General features: G+C 45.3%; 14 protein-coding genes. All 14 read left to right on the top strand.

What is annotated here, in order from left to right:
* Nucleotides 1-2 precede the first annotated feature (2 nt).
* A complete protein-coding gene (locus SIB58_RS13420; protein ID WP_231884190.1) occupies nucleotides 3-1,808 on the top strand; it encodes an ABC transporter ATP-binding protein in 1,806 nt (601 codons plus the stop codon).
* A gap of 111 nt (nucleotides 1,809-1,919) precedes the next feature.
* Nucleotides 1,920-3,278, top strand: coding sequence for an N-acetyl sugar amidotransferase (locus SIB58_RS13415; protein WP_074162599.1), 1,359 nt, complete (start codon nucleotides 1,920-1,922; stop codon nucleotides 3,276-3,278).
* Between the two features lie 9 nt (nucleotides 3,279-3,287).
* On the top strand, nucleotides 3,288-4,772 hold the full coding sequence (hisH, locus tag SIB58_RS13410) for an imidazole glycerol phosphate synthase subunit HisH (RefSeq protein WP_067326784.1): 1,485 nt from the start codon (nucleotides 3,288-3,290) through the stop codon (nucleotides 4,770-4,772).
* A gap of 7 nt (nucleotides 4,773-4,779) precedes the next feature.
* The gene (locus tag SIB58_RS13405) at nucleotides 4,780-5,835 is read left to right on the top strand and encodes a nucleotidyltransferase family protein (protein WP_074162598.1); all 1,056 of its coding nucleotides are present in this window, start codon (nucleotides 4,780-4,782) and stop codon (nucleotides 5,833-5,835) included.
* Nucleotides 5,832-6,506, top strand: a complete 675-nt coding sequence (locus tag SIB58_RS13400; RefSeq protein WP_067326779.1) for a cytidylyltransferase domain-containing protein — start codon at nucleotides 5,832-5,834, stop codon at nucleotides 6,504-6,506. Before SIB58_RS13405 ends, SIB58_RS13400 begins: the two co-directional genes overlap by 4 nt.
* A gap of 13 nt (nucleotides 6,507-6,519) precedes the next feature.
* Nucleotides 6,520-7,518: an NAD-dependent 4,6-dehydratase LegB gene (locus SIB58_RS13395; RefSeq protein ID WP_067326777.1), complete on the top strand. Its 999-nt coding sequence runs from the start codon at nucleotides 6,520-6,522 to the stop codon at nucleotides 7,516-7,518.
* Nucleotides 7,519-7,521: 3 nt separating this feature from the next.
* A complete protein-coding gene (locus tag SIB58_RS13390) occupies nucleotides 7,522-8,748 on the top strand; it encodes a LegC family aminotransferase (protein WP_067326774.1) in 1,227 nt (408 codons plus the stop codon).
* 91 nt (nucleotides 8,749-8,839) lie between these two features.
* Entirely contained in the window at nucleotides 8,840-9,742 is a 903-nt protein-coding gene (locus SIB58_RS13385; RefSeq protein WP_067326771.1) for a methionyl-tRNA formyltransferase, read from the top strand.
* Entirely contained in the window at nucleotides 9,739-10,734 is a 996-nt protein-coding gene (gene neuB, locus SIB58_RS13380) for an N-acetylneuraminate synthase (RefSeq protein WP_067326769.1), read from the top strand. Before SIB58_RS13385 ends, neuB begins: the two co-directional genes overlap by 4 nt.
* Entirely contained in the window at nucleotides 10,731-11,903 is a 1,173-nt protein-coding gene (gene neuC, locus SIB58_RS13375) for a UDP-N-acetylglucosamine 2-epimerase (RefSeq protein ID WP_067326766.1), read from the top strand. Before neuB ends, neuC begins: the two co-directional genes overlap by 4 nt.
* Before the next feature lie 372 nt (nucleotides 11,904-12,275).
* Complete coding sequence (locus SIB58_RS13370) at nucleotides 12,276-13,544, top strand: hypothetical protein (protein WP_156486731.1); 1,269 nt, start codon at nucleotides 12,276-12,278, stop codon at nucleotides 13,542-13,544.
* Nucleotides 13,544-14,170: an imidazole glycerol phosphate synthase subunit HisH gene (gene hisH / locus SIB58_RS13365; protein WP_067326760.1), complete on the top strand. Its 627-nt coding sequence runs from the start codon at nucleotides 13,544-13,546 to the stop codon at nucleotides 14,168-14,170. Before SIB58_RS13370 ends, hisH (SIB58_RS13365) begins: the two co-directional genes overlap by 1 nt.
* A gap of 3 nt (nucleotides 14,171-14,173) precedes the next feature.
* On the top strand, nucleotides 14,174-14,944 hold the full coding sequence (locus SIB58_RS13360; RefSeq protein WP_414494662.1) for an AglZ/HisF2 family acetamidino modification protein: 771 nt from the start codon (nucleotides 14,174-14,176) through the stop codon (nucleotides 14,942-14,944).
* A 3-nt stretch (nucleotides 14,945-14,947) separates the two neighbouring features.
* The gene (locus SIB58_RS13355) at nucleotides 14,948-16,093 is read left to right on the top strand and encodes an N-acetyl sugar amidotransferase (protein ID WP_074162597.1); all 1,146 of its coding nucleotides are present in this window, start codon (nucleotides 14,948-14,950) and stop codon (nucleotides 16,091-16,093) included.
* The last annotated feature ends 199 nt before the right edge of the window (nucleotides 16,094-16,292 follow it).

The raw sequence follows: 16,292 nt of genomic DNA, 5'->3' as shown, positions 1-16,292 counted from the left end.
CATTGCAAATCGACGATAAGAATCCTGAAAAGAAATCACCAACTACCAAGGTACTTCTCTTTGGCATCTGGTCCCATTTAAATAGACGTCGCCGAATCCAACTTGGATTGCTCCTAGTAACCATGTTAACTAGTGGCATTGCTGAGCTGGTATCACTTGGTGCGGTTTTGCCTTTTCTAGCTTTGCTAAGTGACCCTACTAGTATGTGGCAACAGCCAATGATTCGTGGTCTCGCGCTCTTGATGGGCTTCAGAGCAGCGAGCCAACTTTTAATACCCGCCACTCTGGTATTTGCATCTGCGGCTGTGTTAGCTGCTTTTATAAGATTAACAAATCTTTGGCTGAACCTGCGACTGGCTGCTGAAGTGGGCTCAGACTTAAGTTGTGAGGCGTACCGACGTGAGTTATATCAGCCTTATGAAGTACATGTACAGCGCAACACCTCCTCTGTAATCGCAACTATTACTAGCAAAACGGACCTAACAGTTGTAGGGTTGAATTCGTTTCTTCAGCTCCTAACATCAGCTTTCGTATCAATAGCTTTGTTTTTAGGGTTGTTATTAATTGACGCGTCTGTTGCTTTATCGGCTGCTGCTCTTTTTTGTGCTGCCTACTATTTGCTCTCAATTACAGCGCGTAAAGAGCTCCATAGTAATAGCAACAAAATTGCTGAAGCTTTAAGCAAGCAAATTAAGGCATTGCAGGAAGGATTAGGTGCTATTCGCGATATTTTGCTTGATGGCAGTCAGCCCACCTATCTCCAAGTCTACAGGCATTCAAATCACATTCAGCGAATACTTACTTCCAAAAATCTTTTTTTGGGTGTATTCCCTCGGTATGCGCTAGAAGCCTTAGGAATGGTGGGGATTGCTCTTCTTGGTTCGATACTAGTTTTGCAGAGGGGCAGTGGCTCAAACGTTATCCCTCTTCTTGGCGCTTTGGCCTTGGGTGCTCAGCGGTTGTTGCCAGCCTTGCAGCAGATATATAACAGTTGGGTCACTTTGAAAGGAGTTAGTGCTGCGATGGAGGCAGTACTTTCCATGTTAAATCAGCCTTTGGAATTAAGTTGTATTTCTCTCCAGCCTGTAAAAAGTTTTAAAGCTATTTTTTTGGAGAATATCTACTATCGCTATGGATCAACTCAGAAAAATGTTCTGAGAGGATTGGATTTAGTGGTCCATCGTGGTGAGCGTCTTGGTATTATTGGAAGTACTGGTAGTGGTAAGAGTACTTTAGTTGATGTGCTCATGGGTTTATTGCCTCCAAGTGATGGGCGACTGATGGTGAATGGTCTTGATTTGCACGACCCAGCCCATGCAGAGCTTTTGGCAGGTTGGAGGGCTGAGATTTCTCATGTGCCACAAAATATTTATCTGGCTGACAGCTCTATTGCACAAAATATTGCCTTTGGTGTACCCCCTAGCCAGATCGACATGGCTCTCGTAAAGCATGCTGCTGCTCAAGCCCATATCGCAAGCTTTATTGAGGAGGCTCCAGAGGGCTATAGAAGTTTTGTTGGAGAACGTGGTGTTCGCCTTAGCGGCGGTCAGCGTCAGCGCATCGGTATTGCTAGGGCGCTATACAAGCAGACACAAGTGCTAGTGCTCGATGAAGCTACTAGCGCCTTAGACATCGCCACGGAAGCGGCGGTTATGAATGCGGTAAAGAGTCTTTCCCACAACCTTACTATTGTGATAATTGCTCATCGCCTCTCTACTGTCAGTTCATGTGACCGTGTAATACGCCTTGAGAAGGGGCTAATCCAAGCCGAGGGCCCACCAGGGGCTTCTCCTTTGATGATGCAATAATTAAACGATTCTCACCTGCTTTTGCATGCCTGAGCTACAATGCAAGCTTTCTGCTTCTCATCGTTAGCAAGCTTAAATCTTTATTTTTGATTTGAATTCTTTTATTCAACAATGATTATTTATCATTATCCTCAGCCTATTGATTTAGCAGCTTTCAGAGCTGCGCACTCCACTAATGCTCTTTATGGACTACCACTAGAAGTCAAATTTTGCCGCTCATGTGTTATAAGTAATCAGCGGCCCTCAAGTACTACTGAGTTCAAAAATGATGGAAAGACTCCTAAGCAAGCTATTTACTTTGACGAAAACATTATTTGCGATGCTTGTCGTGTCGCTGAGCAGAAAGCAGCTATTAATTGGAATGATCGCGAAAAGGAACTTCGAGAACTATGCGATCGCCATCGTCGAAACGACGGGAGTTACGATTGTTTAGTGCCTGGGAGCGGCGGTAAAGATAGTTTCATTCAGGCACATCTTTTAAAATACAAATATGGAATGCATCCTCTCACGTGTACATGGGCGCCACATGTATACACTGATTGGGGCTGGAAGAACCACCAAGCATGGATCCATGCTGGTTTCGACAACATTCTTTTCACGCCCAACGGGCGTGTTCATCGGCTCATAACTCGTTTGGCTGTTGAAAATTTATTCCACCCATTCCAGCCATTCATCCTTGGGCAAAAAAACCTTGCTCCGAAAATTGCTGCTCAATACAATATTCCTTTAATTTTTTATGGTGAGAACGAAGCTGAATACGGCAACCCTAAGGCAGATATGAGTTCTGCGAAACGCAGTTGGGATTACTTCACCTCATCGAGCCAAGACGAAATCTTTTTGGGTGGAGCTTCGCTTGCTACCCTTCGAGAATTGGGGTTAGAAAAAATCGATTGGGAGCCGTATATGCCAATCAATCCCCAACAGATCGAGGAAAAAAATATTGAAGTCCACTATCTTGGGTATTACGAAAAGTGGCATCCGCAAAATGCATATTACTATGCAGTTGAGCATGGTGGTTTCCAATGCGCACCAGAAAGAACTGCCGGAACTTATAGTACCTATAATTCTATTGATGATCGGATTGACGATTTTCATTATCATACGACCTGGATTAAATTTGGAATTGGAAGAGCTACTTATGATGCTGCTCAAGAAGTACGTTCCCGAGACATTACCCGTGAAGAAGGAATTGCTCTTGTCCGTAAATATGACGGCGAATTTCCTCAGCGGTGGGCTAATGAGATTTTTGAATACTTGAGTCTTCCTGCTAGTCATTTTCCAGTAGCTTCTAAGGCTTTTGAGCAGCCAATTTTTGATCGTGCTTATTACGATCTCCTATCCGATCGTTTTCGCTCTCCACACCTTTGGCAGTTTTCTGATGAATCTGGATGGCAGCTTCGAAGTCGAATTTTTGATGAAGAGCATACTAGGCAAGAGTTTTCTGCTGCTTCATGGCAGGGTAATAAATAGGCTTATAATATGACACTTTGCAAGCGTTTAATTGCTCGACTCGATATCAAGGGTAGTCGCCTGATCAAGGGCGTGCGCTTCGAAGGATTGAGAGTCGTTGGTGATCCCTGTGACGCTGCAACTCTATACGCTAATAGTGGAGCTGATGAGTTGCTGTACGTCGATGCTGTTGCCAGTCTATTCGGTCGCAACAGTCTCTCTGACTTGCTCCGTCGCACTAGTCGCGAAGTTTTTATCCCAATCACTGCTGGTGGTGGTGTGCGATCAGTTAAAGATGCTGCGGATCTTCTGGCTGCCGGTGCGGATAAAATCGCTGTAAACACAGCTGCTCTTGAAAGTCCAGAGTTGATTACAAATTTGGCTGAGGCATTCGGCAGACAGTGCGTGGTTGCGTCAATTCAGGCCAGGCGTACGGCCGATGGGGCTTGGGTTGCAATGAAAGAAGCTGGCCGTGAACGGACAGGCCGAGATGTTGCTGATTGGATTAAACAACTCAACCAACTCGGTGCTGGTGAGATCTTGCTTACCTCTGTGGATCAGGACGGCACCTGTTCTGGACCTGATGAGGATTTGATAGCAGTAGCTTCCTCTATTGCTCGCGTTCCGTTGGTTGTTGGGGGTGGTTTTGCTGAAGTCGATCAACTAAATACGGTTTTGCAGCACCCCCAGGTTTCAGCTGTGAGCTTGGGCGCGGCGCTTCATCAACGTCGACTGAATCTTGAGACCGTCAAGTATAAATTAACAGGTTCAGTGTCAAAAATTCCTCTTCGTCATGTTGCTCATGGAGTCTCTACCTCTTCGAGGCTTGATGAGTTGAAAGAAGATTATTCTTTAGCAGAATTATGCATTGGTGTAATTGATTATGGAATGGGTAATCAGCAGAGCCTTGTCAACGCTTTGCAATGTCTTGGCGCTGAGATCGTTCTAAGCGATCAAACCAACCAGTTGAGCTCTTGTGATCTATTGGCTTTGCCTGGGGTTGGGGCTTTTCCTAAGGGAATGTCTTCTTTGCGAAGTCGTTGTTTGGATACCTGGTTATGCCAAGAGTGGGTGGCTTCAAAAAAACCTTTGCTTGGTATTTGTTTAGGAATGCAGATGTTGTTTGAATCCAGTGATGAATTTGGTGAGAGTTATGGGCTTGGTGTTCTCCAGGGTCAAGTAAAATCGCTTCCAGCTTTTGATGTTGATGGACAATCAATAATTTTGCCCCATATGGGCTGGAACAGATTGATTGAAGGCTCTGCTAGTCTTTTCGATAATTCTTTTGAGGTCATTTATCAATACTTTGTGCATAGTTTTGTGGCTACCGAAGTTGATCCAGCTTCGGTGATGTTCCACTGCAACTATGGTCATCACCCCTTTGTGGCTGCAGTTCGGAATGGCTCAATAGCCGGATTTCAGTTTCACCCAGAGCGTAGTGGATTGGATGGCTTGAGATTACTGGCGATGACATGCAGAGAATTGATTTCTCCGGCAGACATGCTTTTGGAATGAATTAACTGTGACTACCGAGATTGTAGATTTTTTCGTAGCTCCCGATCTATCAATTCAGGATGCTATGAAAGTTATTGATCAAGGAGCTGCTCAAATTGCCTTGGTCGTAGATGATGATCAGCGTTTGCTCGGCACGCTTACAGATGGAGATATCCGTCGTGGTTTGTTGCATGGCGCAAGTCTTGACTCGCCTGTTCACCAGTTGATGAATCACAAGTTTCGCTTCGTGCGTAGCAGCGACAATCAGGGTGTAATACTTGAAATGATGCGTCGGGAGGTTTTGGGGCAGATCCCTGTGCTTGATGAAGATGGGTTGGTTGTCGAATTACTGTTGTTGCAGGAGCTTCTGAATCCCCAGAAACTCGACAACTCCGTCGTGATCATGGCCGGTGGGAAAGGAACTCGTTTGCGGCCCTATACAGAAAATTGCCCCAAGCCGATGATCCCAGTTGGAGGTCGTCCTATGCTTGAAATTTTGCTCGAGAAATGTATCGCAGACGGTTTCTCTGATTTTTATTTTTCGGTGAATTACCTTAAGGAGCAAATCATCGAGCATTTTGCTGATGGAGCTCGCTGGGGAGTTTCGATTCGCTATTTGATCGAAAATGAACCACTAGGTACTGCCGGTTCACTGCAGTTGCTTCCTGTTTCGCTTACGAAGCCATTCTTGGTGCTCAATGGGGATGTGCTGACGCGCCTTGACTTCAGCCATCTGCTGAACTTCCACACCGAACATCGAGCTCAGGCTTCTCTTTGTGTTCGCGAACAAGAGCTCACAGTTCCTTTTGGTGTGGTGCAAACCAAAGGTATTGAACTCGCCGGCTTCGAGGAGAAGCCAACATATAGGCATCAGGTAAACGCCGGGGTTTATGTGATTGATCCACAACTGCTGACTCTTCTACCTCCAAATCAATTCACCGACATGCCTAGCCTGTTGAAAGCTGCTCAAGAGGTTGGTCATCGGGTGGCTGTATGTCCAATCCATGAATATTGGCTAGATGTAGGCCGGCCAGAAACTCTGCAGCAAGCCCACCGTGAGTGGTGTGTTCAGGAGGAGCCATGAGCCTTGTTGCCTTGATCCCTGCCCGGGGAGGCTCTAAGGGGATCCCCCGGAAAAACATTCGACCTTTTTATGGCAAACCTCTGCTGCAATGGTCAATTGATGTGGCATTAGCAGCACCGAGCGTGGATAGAGTGGTGGTGAGCACCGACGATCATGAGATTGCCGAGATCGCACTCGCAGGCGGGGCTGAGGTACCTTTTCTCAGGCCCCTAGAATTGGCCACCGATACTGCGTCCGGAATCGCTCCTGTGCTGCATGTTCTTGAGCAGCTGCCAGACGTTAGTGATCTTTTGCTTTTGCAACCCACTTCTCCGCTACGACGAGTGGAGGATGTTGAGAAGATAGTAGCCCTATATCGGCAAGCTGGAAACGATTCGGTTGTGTCAGTGTCGCTTTCTAGCAAGCACCCAGCATGGATGTTTAGCATGTCGCCAGACAAAGTATTGCAGCCTTTGCTTTATCGCTCGAATGTTGCCTGCCGCCAACAGCTTCCACATGCGTATGAGCTTAATGGCGCTCTTTATCTGGCATCTCGTTGTTTCTTGGAGCGTGAGAGCAGCTTTCTTAATAAACAAACTTTGGGTTATGTGATGTCACCAGAGCATTCTGTTGATATCGACACTCTGCTTGATTGGCAATGGGGTGAATTTCTGATGCAACAAACAGGTTGAGATACACACAATGATGAGTAAAGTTCTGGTCACCGGTGCGGATGGTTTTATTGGCTCCCACCTCGTTGAAGCGTTGGTGGAAGCTGGCCATCGGGTATGTGCATTTTGTCTCTATAACTCCAATGCTAGTTGGGGTTGGCTCGATACTCTCCCGGAATCCACCAAGGCTGAGCTGGAAGTGGTGTTGGGTGATATTCGCGATCCCCTCTGTGTAAGGGAAGCGATGCGAGGCTGTGATCAGGTTTTTCACTTGGCGGCCTTGATTGCCATCCCCTACAGCTATGTGGCTCCATCTAGCTACGTGGATACCAACATTCACGGTACGTTGAATGTTGTACAAGCTGCCCGTGACCTTGGGGTAAGCCGCGTGGTTCACACCTCCACTTCAGAGACTTACGGCACTGCCCAGTTTGTGCCTATTACGGAAGATCATCCCCAGGTGGGTCAGTCGCCCTATGCCGCCAGCAAGATCGGTGCAGATCAAATTGCACTGAGCTACTGGCGCAGCTTTGAAACGCCTGTTTCAGTCTTGAGGCCATTCAACACCTACGGTCCTCGCCAGAGTGCCCGCGCCGTGATCCCTACGATTATCACTCAGGTCGCTGCAGGCCAACGTCAGATTCGTTTGGGGGCACTGTCACCAACTCGTGATTTCAACTTTGTTGCTGATACCTGTGCTGCCTTCGAGAGCATCGCTGGTTGTGATGCTGCGCTAGGTCAGGTTGTGAATGCAGCCAGCAATTTTGAGATTTCGATCGGGGATACGGTTGCTCTCATCGCTGAGGTGATGAATGTTGAGCTGGAGATCGTTACGGATGAACAGAGAATGCGGCCTGAGGCTTCCGAGGTGAATCGTTTGTTTGGCGACAACACCCGCCTGCGCCAGCTCACCGGATGGCAGCCTGCCTATGGCGGTCTTGAGGGCTTCCGTCGCGGGCTGGCCCAAACCGCTGATTGGTTCAGTGATCCTGACAACCTGTCACGCTATCGACCTGGTACTTATGCGGTCTGAGATGTGAAAGCTGCTGCAAACCCCAATGTGGAGTCTGTACTGCAGGGAATTCAGCAAGTGGTGGGTTCCTGCTCTAAGGAGCATCCGATTAGCTTGCATGAGCCTGATTTTGGTGGCACTCAGGCCTGGGCCTATGTGAAGGACTGCCTTGATAGCGGTTGGGTGAGCACGGCAGGCAGCTGGGTGAGTCGCTTTGAGCAGGAGTTGTGCAGTATTACCGGCGCTAGACATGCGGTGGTAGTGAGTAACGGCACTATCGCCCTCCGGCTGGCCCTGCATCTGGTGGGGGTGGGCCCTGGCGATGAGGTGCTGTTGCCGCCGCTGAGCTTTGTGGCCACGGCCAATGCCGTCGCTCACCTTGGAGCGGTGCCTCATTTCGTTGATGTGGAGCCCAATTCGCTAGGCCTTTGCCCCGCTGCCTTGGCTGCACGCCTGGAGGCCATTGCTGATCGACGCGAAGACACCCTGGTCAACAGAGAAACAGGCCGGCGTATCGCTGCGGCACTGCCAGTGCATGTTTTTGGCCATCCAGCCGAGGTGGATCAGCTGCGGACGTTGGCTGATACTTGGGGATTTCCCCTGGTTGAAGATGCTGCTGAAGCACTCGCCAGCTGGCGAGGAGCGACCCATTGCGGCCTGTTTGGGTCAGTGGGCACACTCAGCTTTAACGGCAATAAGCTGATTACGACTGGTGGCGGCGGTGCCCTGCTCACTAATGATTCTGCCCTAGCTAAGCGGGCACGGCACTTGTCGACTACCGCCAAGCATCCTCACCCTTGGGAGTTTGTGCACGATGCCGTTGGCTGGAACGACCGCCTTCCCAACCTCAATGCCGCCCTTGGTGTTGCCCAGCTAGAGGATTTGGATCGTCGTCTTGATGCTAAACTCCTTGTAGTCCAACGCTATGCAGAGGTCTTTGCTGAGCTGGACGGCGTTGAGCTTGTAGGGGAACCTACTGATTGCCGAAGTAATCACTGGTTGGTGAGCTTGCGCTTCACTGCAGAGGATCCCCTCGTCGCTCAAGCTGCGCGGCTGCAGCTGCTGGAACGCGCACACTCGATCGGTTTATTGCTTCGCCCAGTATGGACACCATTACACCAGCTTCCGATGTATATGGCTTGCCCTGCAGGATCGCTCGGTGTGGCCGAGAATCAAGCGTCGCGTTTGCTTAATCTGCCTAGTAGTCCTCAGCTCGTGGAGGGATGGGAGGAATGTAGCCATTTCTCCTGATTGGAGGTGATGATCGAATTCTGATTAACCTCCTGTTCTATACCTTCCTTGCAAAAATTTAATTCAAGCTTTCACGTATTATTTGCCAAACATGGGTTTATCACATTTGAAAATAGGGTATTTTGCCGATGGCCCATGGTCCCATCGAGCTCTTGATTTAATTGCTTTGGATACAGGTTTGGAGGTTGCTTTTATTTGCGCTAGGTTTTCAAATCCTGATCAATATCTTAAGAAAAAAGCGGATGACCTCGGGGTTCAATTCTATATATCCGAGAATGTAAATTCTGATAGTTTTTTGGATTTGATAGCTGATCATAAGTGTGATTTGTTCGTTTCAATGTCTTTTGATCAAATTCTTAGAGCGCGGCTTTACTCTTTCCCTCCCTTGGGGACTATAAACTGCCATGCTGGAAAGCTACCGTTCTATAGAGGTCGCAATATTCTTAATTGGGCGCTAATCAATGATGAGAAAGAATTTGGTATAACAGTTCATTATATTGATGATGGAGTGGACACCGGAGATATTGTGCTTCAGCGCATTTACCCTATTGATGGCAATGATGACTATGGATCTCTTCTTGCCAGGGCACATCGCGAGTGTCCTTCAGTGTTATATGAAGCAATCCAACTTATTAGGTCAGGGAACGCATCTCGATTAACTCAAAATTCTGTCCACCCTGTCGGGAGTATTTTTAGCCAAAGAAAGCCAGGGGATGAAACAATTGATTGGAATTGGACCTCAAGAGAGGTCTTTAATTTTGTCAGGGCTTTATCACACCCGGGGCCATTAGCCCAGACAAAAATAAAAGATAAGACCGTCTATATTGTAAAAGCTGAACTTGTCACCGATGCTCCCGCATATAAGTGCATACCGGGGGCCCTTCTTGCTAAAGATGGTGTTGGTTTTTTAGTCAAGACCGGTGATACTTATATTCGTATTGTTGAATGGATTTCTGAGGCTAAACTCTTTGCAGGTGGGAGGTTTTGTAAATGACCATCATTATTGCTGAAGCAGGTGTGAATCACAATGGTGATCTACAGCTCGCCAAGAAGCTTGTCGATACTGCTAGCGATGCTGGAGCCGATGTGGTGAAGTTCCAGACTTTTCAAGCAAGTCAACTTGCTACACAGCATGCAGAACAAGCGGCTTACCAACAGAGGGCTTTGGATTCTTCGGAGGGCCAACTGGCGATGTTGAAGCGCCTCGAACTCCACTTTGATCAACATGTAGAGTTAATTGAATATTGTCAGCAGAAAAATATTGAATTTTTCTCCACTGCATTTGATATCTCAAGCATTGAGCTGCTGGCATCCCTGAAGCTTAAGCGCTGGAAGGTTCCTTCCGGTGAAATCACTAATCTCCCCTATTTGCGCCACATCGGAAGTCAGGGCCAGCCTGTGATTCTCTCCACAGGTATGGCCAATCTTGGTGAGATTGAAGCTGCACTTGCGGTGCTGGAACAGGCTGGGACATCTCGCAGCAGAATCACCGTGTTGCACTGCACTACTGAATATCCTGCTCCACTAGATGAGGTTAACTTGCGAGCGATGAACACCATCGCCCAATCTTTTGGAGTTGCGGTTGGTTATTCCGATCATACAGATGGAATTTCTGTGCCGATTGCCGCGGTGGCAATGGGCGCGACCGTTATCGAAAAGCACCTCACCCTCGATCGCAAACTCCCCGGCCCTGATCACAAAGCTAGCCTTGAACCCGATCAGTTTGCTGCCATGGTTCGTGGCATCCGAACTATTGAGCGGGCTCTTGGTGATGGCATTAAGCGGCCAACACCAAGTGAGCAGAACAACCTGCCGGTGGTGCGTAAGTCGTTAGTGGCGGCTCGTCCTATTTGCGCTGGTGAGCTGTTCAGTGAGGTAAATCTCACTGCCAAGCGCCCCGGTACAGGTATCTCGCCAATGAACTGGGATGCCTGGATCGGCCGGAAAGCTCTCCGAGACTTCGCTGCAGACGCATTGATCGAATGAGCACGACCTCGCGCAAAATCTGCGTTGTGACAGGCACCCGTGCTGAATACGGGTTGTTGCGCTGGGTGATGAAGGGCATTCAAGACTCTGAGCTGCTCGAATTGCAGCTGATTGTGACTGGGATGCATTTATCCCCGGAGTTCGGGCTCACAATCGAAGATATTTTAGCTGATGGCTTCTTCATTGACCGCAAAGTTGAGATGTTGCTTAGTTCCGACACACCCGTTGGGATAACAAAGTCGATGGGGTTGGCCATGGTTGGATTCGCAGATGTTTTGGCAGAACTTCAACCTGACCTTCTTTTAGTGCTTGGCGATCGTTTTGAGATCTTCACCGCTGCGGCTTCTGCCATGATTGCCCGTATACCTATTGCTCATCTCCATGGTGGTGAGCTTACTGAAGGTGCTTTTGATGATGCGATTCGCCATTCGATCACCAAGATGTCACATCTTCACTTTGTTGCCGCTGACGAGTACCGAAAAAGAGTGATTCAGTTAGGTGAACAGCCTCAGAGTGTGTATAACGTTGGTGGCTTAGGTATAGACAACATAATACGTCTTGAGCTGCTTAGCCGCTCTCAATTGGAGAAAGAACTTGACTTTAAGCTGGCAAAGCGTAATCTTTTGATTACATATCATCCTGTCACTTTGGAGAAGACTACTAGTAGTAATCAGATGAAGGAGCTATTAACAGCTTTAAATGAGCTGAATAATGTCGGTTTGATTTTTACTATGCCCAATGCAGACACTGATAGCCGCATTTTGGTTCACCAGATCAGGGAGTTTTGTTTATCGCACCCAATGGCATGTGCCTATACTTCTCTCGGTCAGTTGAGGTATCTCTCGTGCATTAAGCATGTGGATGGAGTAATCGGCAACTCATCTAGCGGACTTGCTGAAGTTCCTAGCTTTTGCAAAGGCACCGTTAATATTGGTGATCGGCAAAAGGGTCGCCTGCGCGCAGAAAGTGTTATTGATTGTCCGGCTGATTATAGATCTATCGCCAAATCTATTAGACATTTGTTTTCATCCTCTTTTCAGGCTAAACTCCCTAAGGTCAGTAACCCCTATGGAAGTGGTGGTGCAAGTACAGCCATTGTGAAGATTCTGGAGAGTCAATCACTTGAAAATCTTCTTAAGAAGCGCTTTTTTGACGTTACTTATCAATGAATGATTGGTGAAAGCATCATCTCAAATGACCTACGTCGTCTGTACTCGTACTAGTTTTACTTATTTTGTGGCACACGCTAATCTAGTTTTTATTTCTGAGGCCTTTGTGCAGTTTATTTTCTTGATAAAATATCTGATTAATTCAACCATTTATTTTTAAGCAATTTTATCTCTTTCTGTGTGAAATCAGCCTTCAATCTGTATCCAGTATTAACCATGAAATGCCAATTAAATGCCCTTTCTTCACGGGTTAAGTTCTCAAATCAAATCTTTTTACAGTCTTCCATGAAACCATTATACGGGCTTGTGACAGATTCTTTAACTTTTTGTACACACTAGTTTTTTGCATTCATAGTGATATCGAAAAATATTATGATTTTTTTACGCTTTTTCCGAAAGTTTATCGATATTTTTTGGGCGGCCGTCTTGTCTGGCCCAGACAAATACCCTTCGAAATGTGATGTATTGTTCTTCTGTCATGATAGTGATCGTGGTTTACAGCTAGATGGGCGAGCGTATTCACCCTTGATTGATAGCTTAAGAGAAGAATTTGAAATACTTGGTTTAGTCTCTTCGGTTGTAGCTCACCCTTTTTCGAGGTTAATAGGTAGTAAAGCATGGGCTAACCCAGTATCCCTGAATAGAAAGCATTTCGCCGTAATTGTTCTTAGCTGTTTTTTTAACAAAGTGATGCTTGATACTTTGCTTTTTAGCAAGGTTTTTAAATCCTGCCGCGCAAGGGTTGTAATAACGATTGGATGCTCAGAGGGCTTATGCCTTGCTGCCAGAAAACTTGATATTTTACATCTTGAGCTCTTACATGGTTATGGTTATGATGTAATTCCTTGGGGTTTGAACTCTCGGAAGACTTCCCATTTGCCAAAAGCTATTCTGAGTATGGACTCCGTGTCTACAGAAACTTTTCTGCCGATCGCTCAGCGAGGGATCAAAATTCTAGAAATACCAAATCCTTTTATCAAAAAATTTGTCGGTAAAAATTCATCTTACCAGCCACTTCCTTCGAACGATATATATCCAATAGCCAAGTCTTACGTAAAGAGAATTATCGTGCTTCTTCAGTGGGGTTATGACGGCGATCACGGTAAATATACTCATCTCGCAGGAATCTTGGATAATGGCTTGTTTCCTAAAAAGCTTGAGCAAGTTATAATTGAAATGCAAGAAGTTTTTTGGCATTTTCGACTTCATCCCGTCCAACATCGAGGTCAAAAGTATAGTGCTATCCGAGAAAGACTTCATGCATTCTGCTCAATTCATTCTAATTGCGAATGGCAGACCGCTTCTTCGCTGCCTTTGCCATCATTAGCCAGGATATGTTCTGGAAGCGTATCTATGTCTTCGATGGCTAGTTACGAATGCGCTAATTTTGGATTGAAGTCTTTATTGTTATGTCCAAGCTTACGAGATGGAAATACTAATGCAGGTTTGTTTGAAGACTTAGTGTCTTCTGGCTATGCAGTTAAAAGCTCGGCTGAAACAAGTTATATTAAGTCTTGGATTGATGAGGCTGTTCCTTTAAAATCTAATTTGCTGAATACATCTAGCTCGGCATCATGGCAAAAAGCAATTGAATGGATTTTAGCAAACAGTGGTTTAGATCGGCAGGTTAGTAAAAACTGATGACTACTAGCAAATCCATTGCTGTAATTGATGTTGGCCTGGGGAACATTGGTTCAATCGAGCGGATGATCCAAAAGGTGGGTGGTAAGGCTGTTACATTACAGACGCCTTCACAACTTCAAGATTATTCAAAAATATTACTTCCTGGTGTTGGTCATTTTGACGAAGGAATAACTCGGCTAACGGATATAGGGTTTACCCAAACCATTATAAATCTCGTTAACAGTAAAAATATTTACATACTCGGTATTTGTCTCGGAATGCAGATGCTTTGTAGAAGAAGCGAAGAAGGTCAACTTCCTGGCCTAGGTTTAATCGATGCAGATGTCAAAAAGTTTCAGTTTCCTGCAAGATCATGTTTAAAAGTACCCCACATGGGTTGGAATGTAGTCAATTCGACAGTGCCTAATTTGTTGCTACCTTTGAGTGAAATTGAGCAGCGCTTTTATTTCGTCCATTCTTATAGGGTTGTTCCAGACCATTTTTCAGACGTGATTGGAACTTCGAATCATGGAGATAGCTTCTGTGCAGCTTTCCAGAAAAAAAGAATTTATGGTGTGCAGTTTCATCCTGAAAAAAGTCATCGTTTTGGTATGGAACTCATGCACCGATATATCAATCTGTGATTTATGCTTAAGCATCGTGTGATACCGTCCTTACTACTAAGTGAAGGAAGTTTGGTTAAAACAATTCGTTTCAAAAACCCTGAATATGTTGGAGATCCTATCAATGTTATTCGTATTTTTAACGATAAAGAAGTAGATGAGTTGGCTATATTTGATATTGTGGCGAGTAAGAAAGAACGTGAACCAGACTATGACTTAATTGAGCAATTTGCTGCTGAGTGCTTCATGCCGTTATCTTATGGTGGAGGGATTAGAAATATAGATCAAGCGAGAAGAATTTTTTCTTTGGGCGTAGAAAAAATATGTTTGCAATCATCAATTCTATCTAATTCTGCCTTTATTAGAGAACTTGTCAGTCAGTTTGGGAGTCAAAGTATCATGGTATCTTTAGATATAAAAAAAAATTGGCGAGGTAATCCCAAGCTTTATCAATCATCATCCGGCAAGTTGATTGATGTCGATTGGTTGGAGGAGATGCAGAGGCTTGTTCTGGCTGGTGCAGGAGAAGTGGTGCTTAATGCAGTTGACAAAGACGGTACGCTTGCTGGGCCTGACTTGTCATTGATCAAGCAGGCTAGTTCTGCGATTGGAGTTCCTTTAATTTGTCTTGGCGGTGTATCTAGCCTGGCAGACATCAAGGCTTGCGTAGACGCTGGTGCCAGCGCTGTTGCAGCGGGGGCTTTTTTCGTATATTATGGAAAGCATCGAGCGGTATTAATTACTTATCCTAGTTATGATGAATTAGAATATCTCTTCAATCCATCTAGTATATGAATTATGACTGCATATAAAAACAATAGGCCTTATCAGCAATGCACGCGTTGTTTGATGGACACTTCGGCTTCTGAAATTGTATTTGATAGCAACGGTACTTGCAATTTCTGCTCTGAATTCCTTGAACGTTCGAGTCATATTATTGACGAAGCTCCGGATAAAAAGAGAAGACGCCTAGAGAGGCTTGTAAACCAAGTTAAAAAGGATGGAAAAAGAAAAACGTACGATTGTATTGTTGGAGTGTCAGGTGGAGTTGATAGCTCCTGGACGCTTGTCGAGGTTAAACGACTTGGTTTGCGCCCGCTTGCTGTTCACATGGATAACGGTTGGAACTCTGAACTTGCACAGAATAACATCGCTAATTTAGTTAAAAGCTTTTCCGTTGACCTTTACACCCATGTGATTAATTGGCATGAATATCGCGGGTTAATGCAATCCTTCTTTGATGCTGATGTTATAGATGTTGAGTTGCTATATGATAATGCTATGCTTGCCGTATGTTATCAGCAGGCGCGTAAATATGGCATAAAGTACATTATGTCTGGGAGCAATCAGATTACAGAAGGTATGCGTATGCCACAAGGTTGGAATTGGTACAAGCGTGATGCGCGAAATATCAGGGCATTAGCTAAAACTTTTGCGGGTATTCGAATCAAGTCTTTTCCACTTTACTCTACAGTTGACCTTGTTGTAGATAGCTTTATTCGCGGTATTAAGTGGATATCTTTTTTAGATTATTTGCCTTTCAATAAGTTTGATGCTTTAGATGCGTTAGAAACTCATTATGGTTATAAACGTTATCCATTTAAACATTATGAATCAATTTTTACGCGGTTCTATCAAGGCTATCTCCTTCCCGAGAAATTTGGTGTTGACAAGCGTTTGTTGCACCTAGGGACGGTTGTCGCTTCAGGACAAATGTCTCGGGCTGATGCTTTGAAAGCATTGGAGGGTATTCCTTATCCATCTCAACAAGATCTAGACAACGATATTTCGTATTTCCTGAAAAAAATGGGTTGGAGTCGTATTGATCTTACTAATTATATTGATAGGCCAGAAGTAATGCACGATGCTTATCCTAGCGAAAAGAAATATTTTATTTTAGCAAAAAAAATGTTTAATATTGTTCGACGTTCATTCGGATATTAGCTTCTGACATCCCTGCTACAATATACTTGATTAGCAATGCTGTTAATTATCTCCAGTCTATGAATAATCTGATCCAATTTATAGATGAACTTTTGTTAAGTAGCTTTTTGATGATTTTGTTCTTTCATCTAGATTAAAATTTTAAGTTTAAAGCTGATTGTTTATTCTTTTTTCTTTTGGCAACGATGAGTCGCTCTTA

The sequence above is a fragment of the Synechococcus sp. MIT S9504 genome, from assembly GCF_047497135.1.
Classification (GTDB): domain Bacteria; phylum Cyanobacteriota; class Cyanobacteriia; order PCC-6307; family Cyanobiaceae; genus Synechococcus_C.
This window is presented reverse-complemented; position numbering and strand designations above follow the sequence as displayed.

Excerpts from the sequence above, each read along its gene's own strand:
- SIB58_RS13415 (WP_074162599.1), top strand. The coding sequence starts at position 1,920 with ATGATTATTTATCATTATCCTCAGCCTATTGATTTAGCAGCTTTCAGA.
- hisH (WP_067326784.1), top strand. The coding sequence starts at position 3,288 with ATGACACTTTGCAAGCGTTTAATTGCTCGACTCGATATCAAGGGTAGT.
- SIB58_RS13400 (WP_067326779.1), top strand. The coding sequence starts at position 5,832 with ATGAGCCTTGTTGCCTTGATCCCTGCCCGGGGAGGCTCTAAGGGGATC.
- SIB58_RS13395 (WP_067326777.1), top strand. The coding sequence starts at position 6,520 with ATGAGTAAAGTTCTGGTCACCGGTGCGGATGGTTTTATTGGCTCCCAC.
- SIB58_RS13385 (WP_067326771.1), top strand. The coding sequence starts at position 8,840 with ATGGGTTTATCACATTTGAAAATAGGGTATTTTGCCGATGGCCCATGG.
- neuB (WP_067326769.1), top strand. The coding sequence starts at position 9,739 with ATGACCATCATTATTGCTGAAGCAGGTGTGAATCACAATGGTGATCTA.
- neuC (WP_067326766.1), top strand. The coding sequence starts at position 10,731 with ATGAGCACGACCTCGCGCAAAATCTGCGTTGTGACAGGCACCCGTGCT.
- SIB58_RS13370 (WP_156486731.1), top strand. The coding sequence starts at position 12,276 with ATGATTTTTTTACGCTTTTTCCGAAAGTTTATCGATATTTTTTGGGCG.
- hisH (WP_067326760.1), top strand. The coding sequence starts at position 13,544 with ATGACTACTAGCAAATCCATTGCTGTAATTGATGTTGGCCTGGGGAAC.
- SIB58_RS13360 (WP_414494662.1), top strand. The coding sequence starts at position 14,174 with ATGCTTAAGCATCGTGTGATACCGTCCTTACTACTAAGTGAAGGAAGT.
- SIB58_RS13355 (WP_074162597.1), top strand. The coding sequence starts at position 14,948 with ATGACTGCATATAAAAACAATAGGCCTTATCAGCAATGCACGCGTTGT.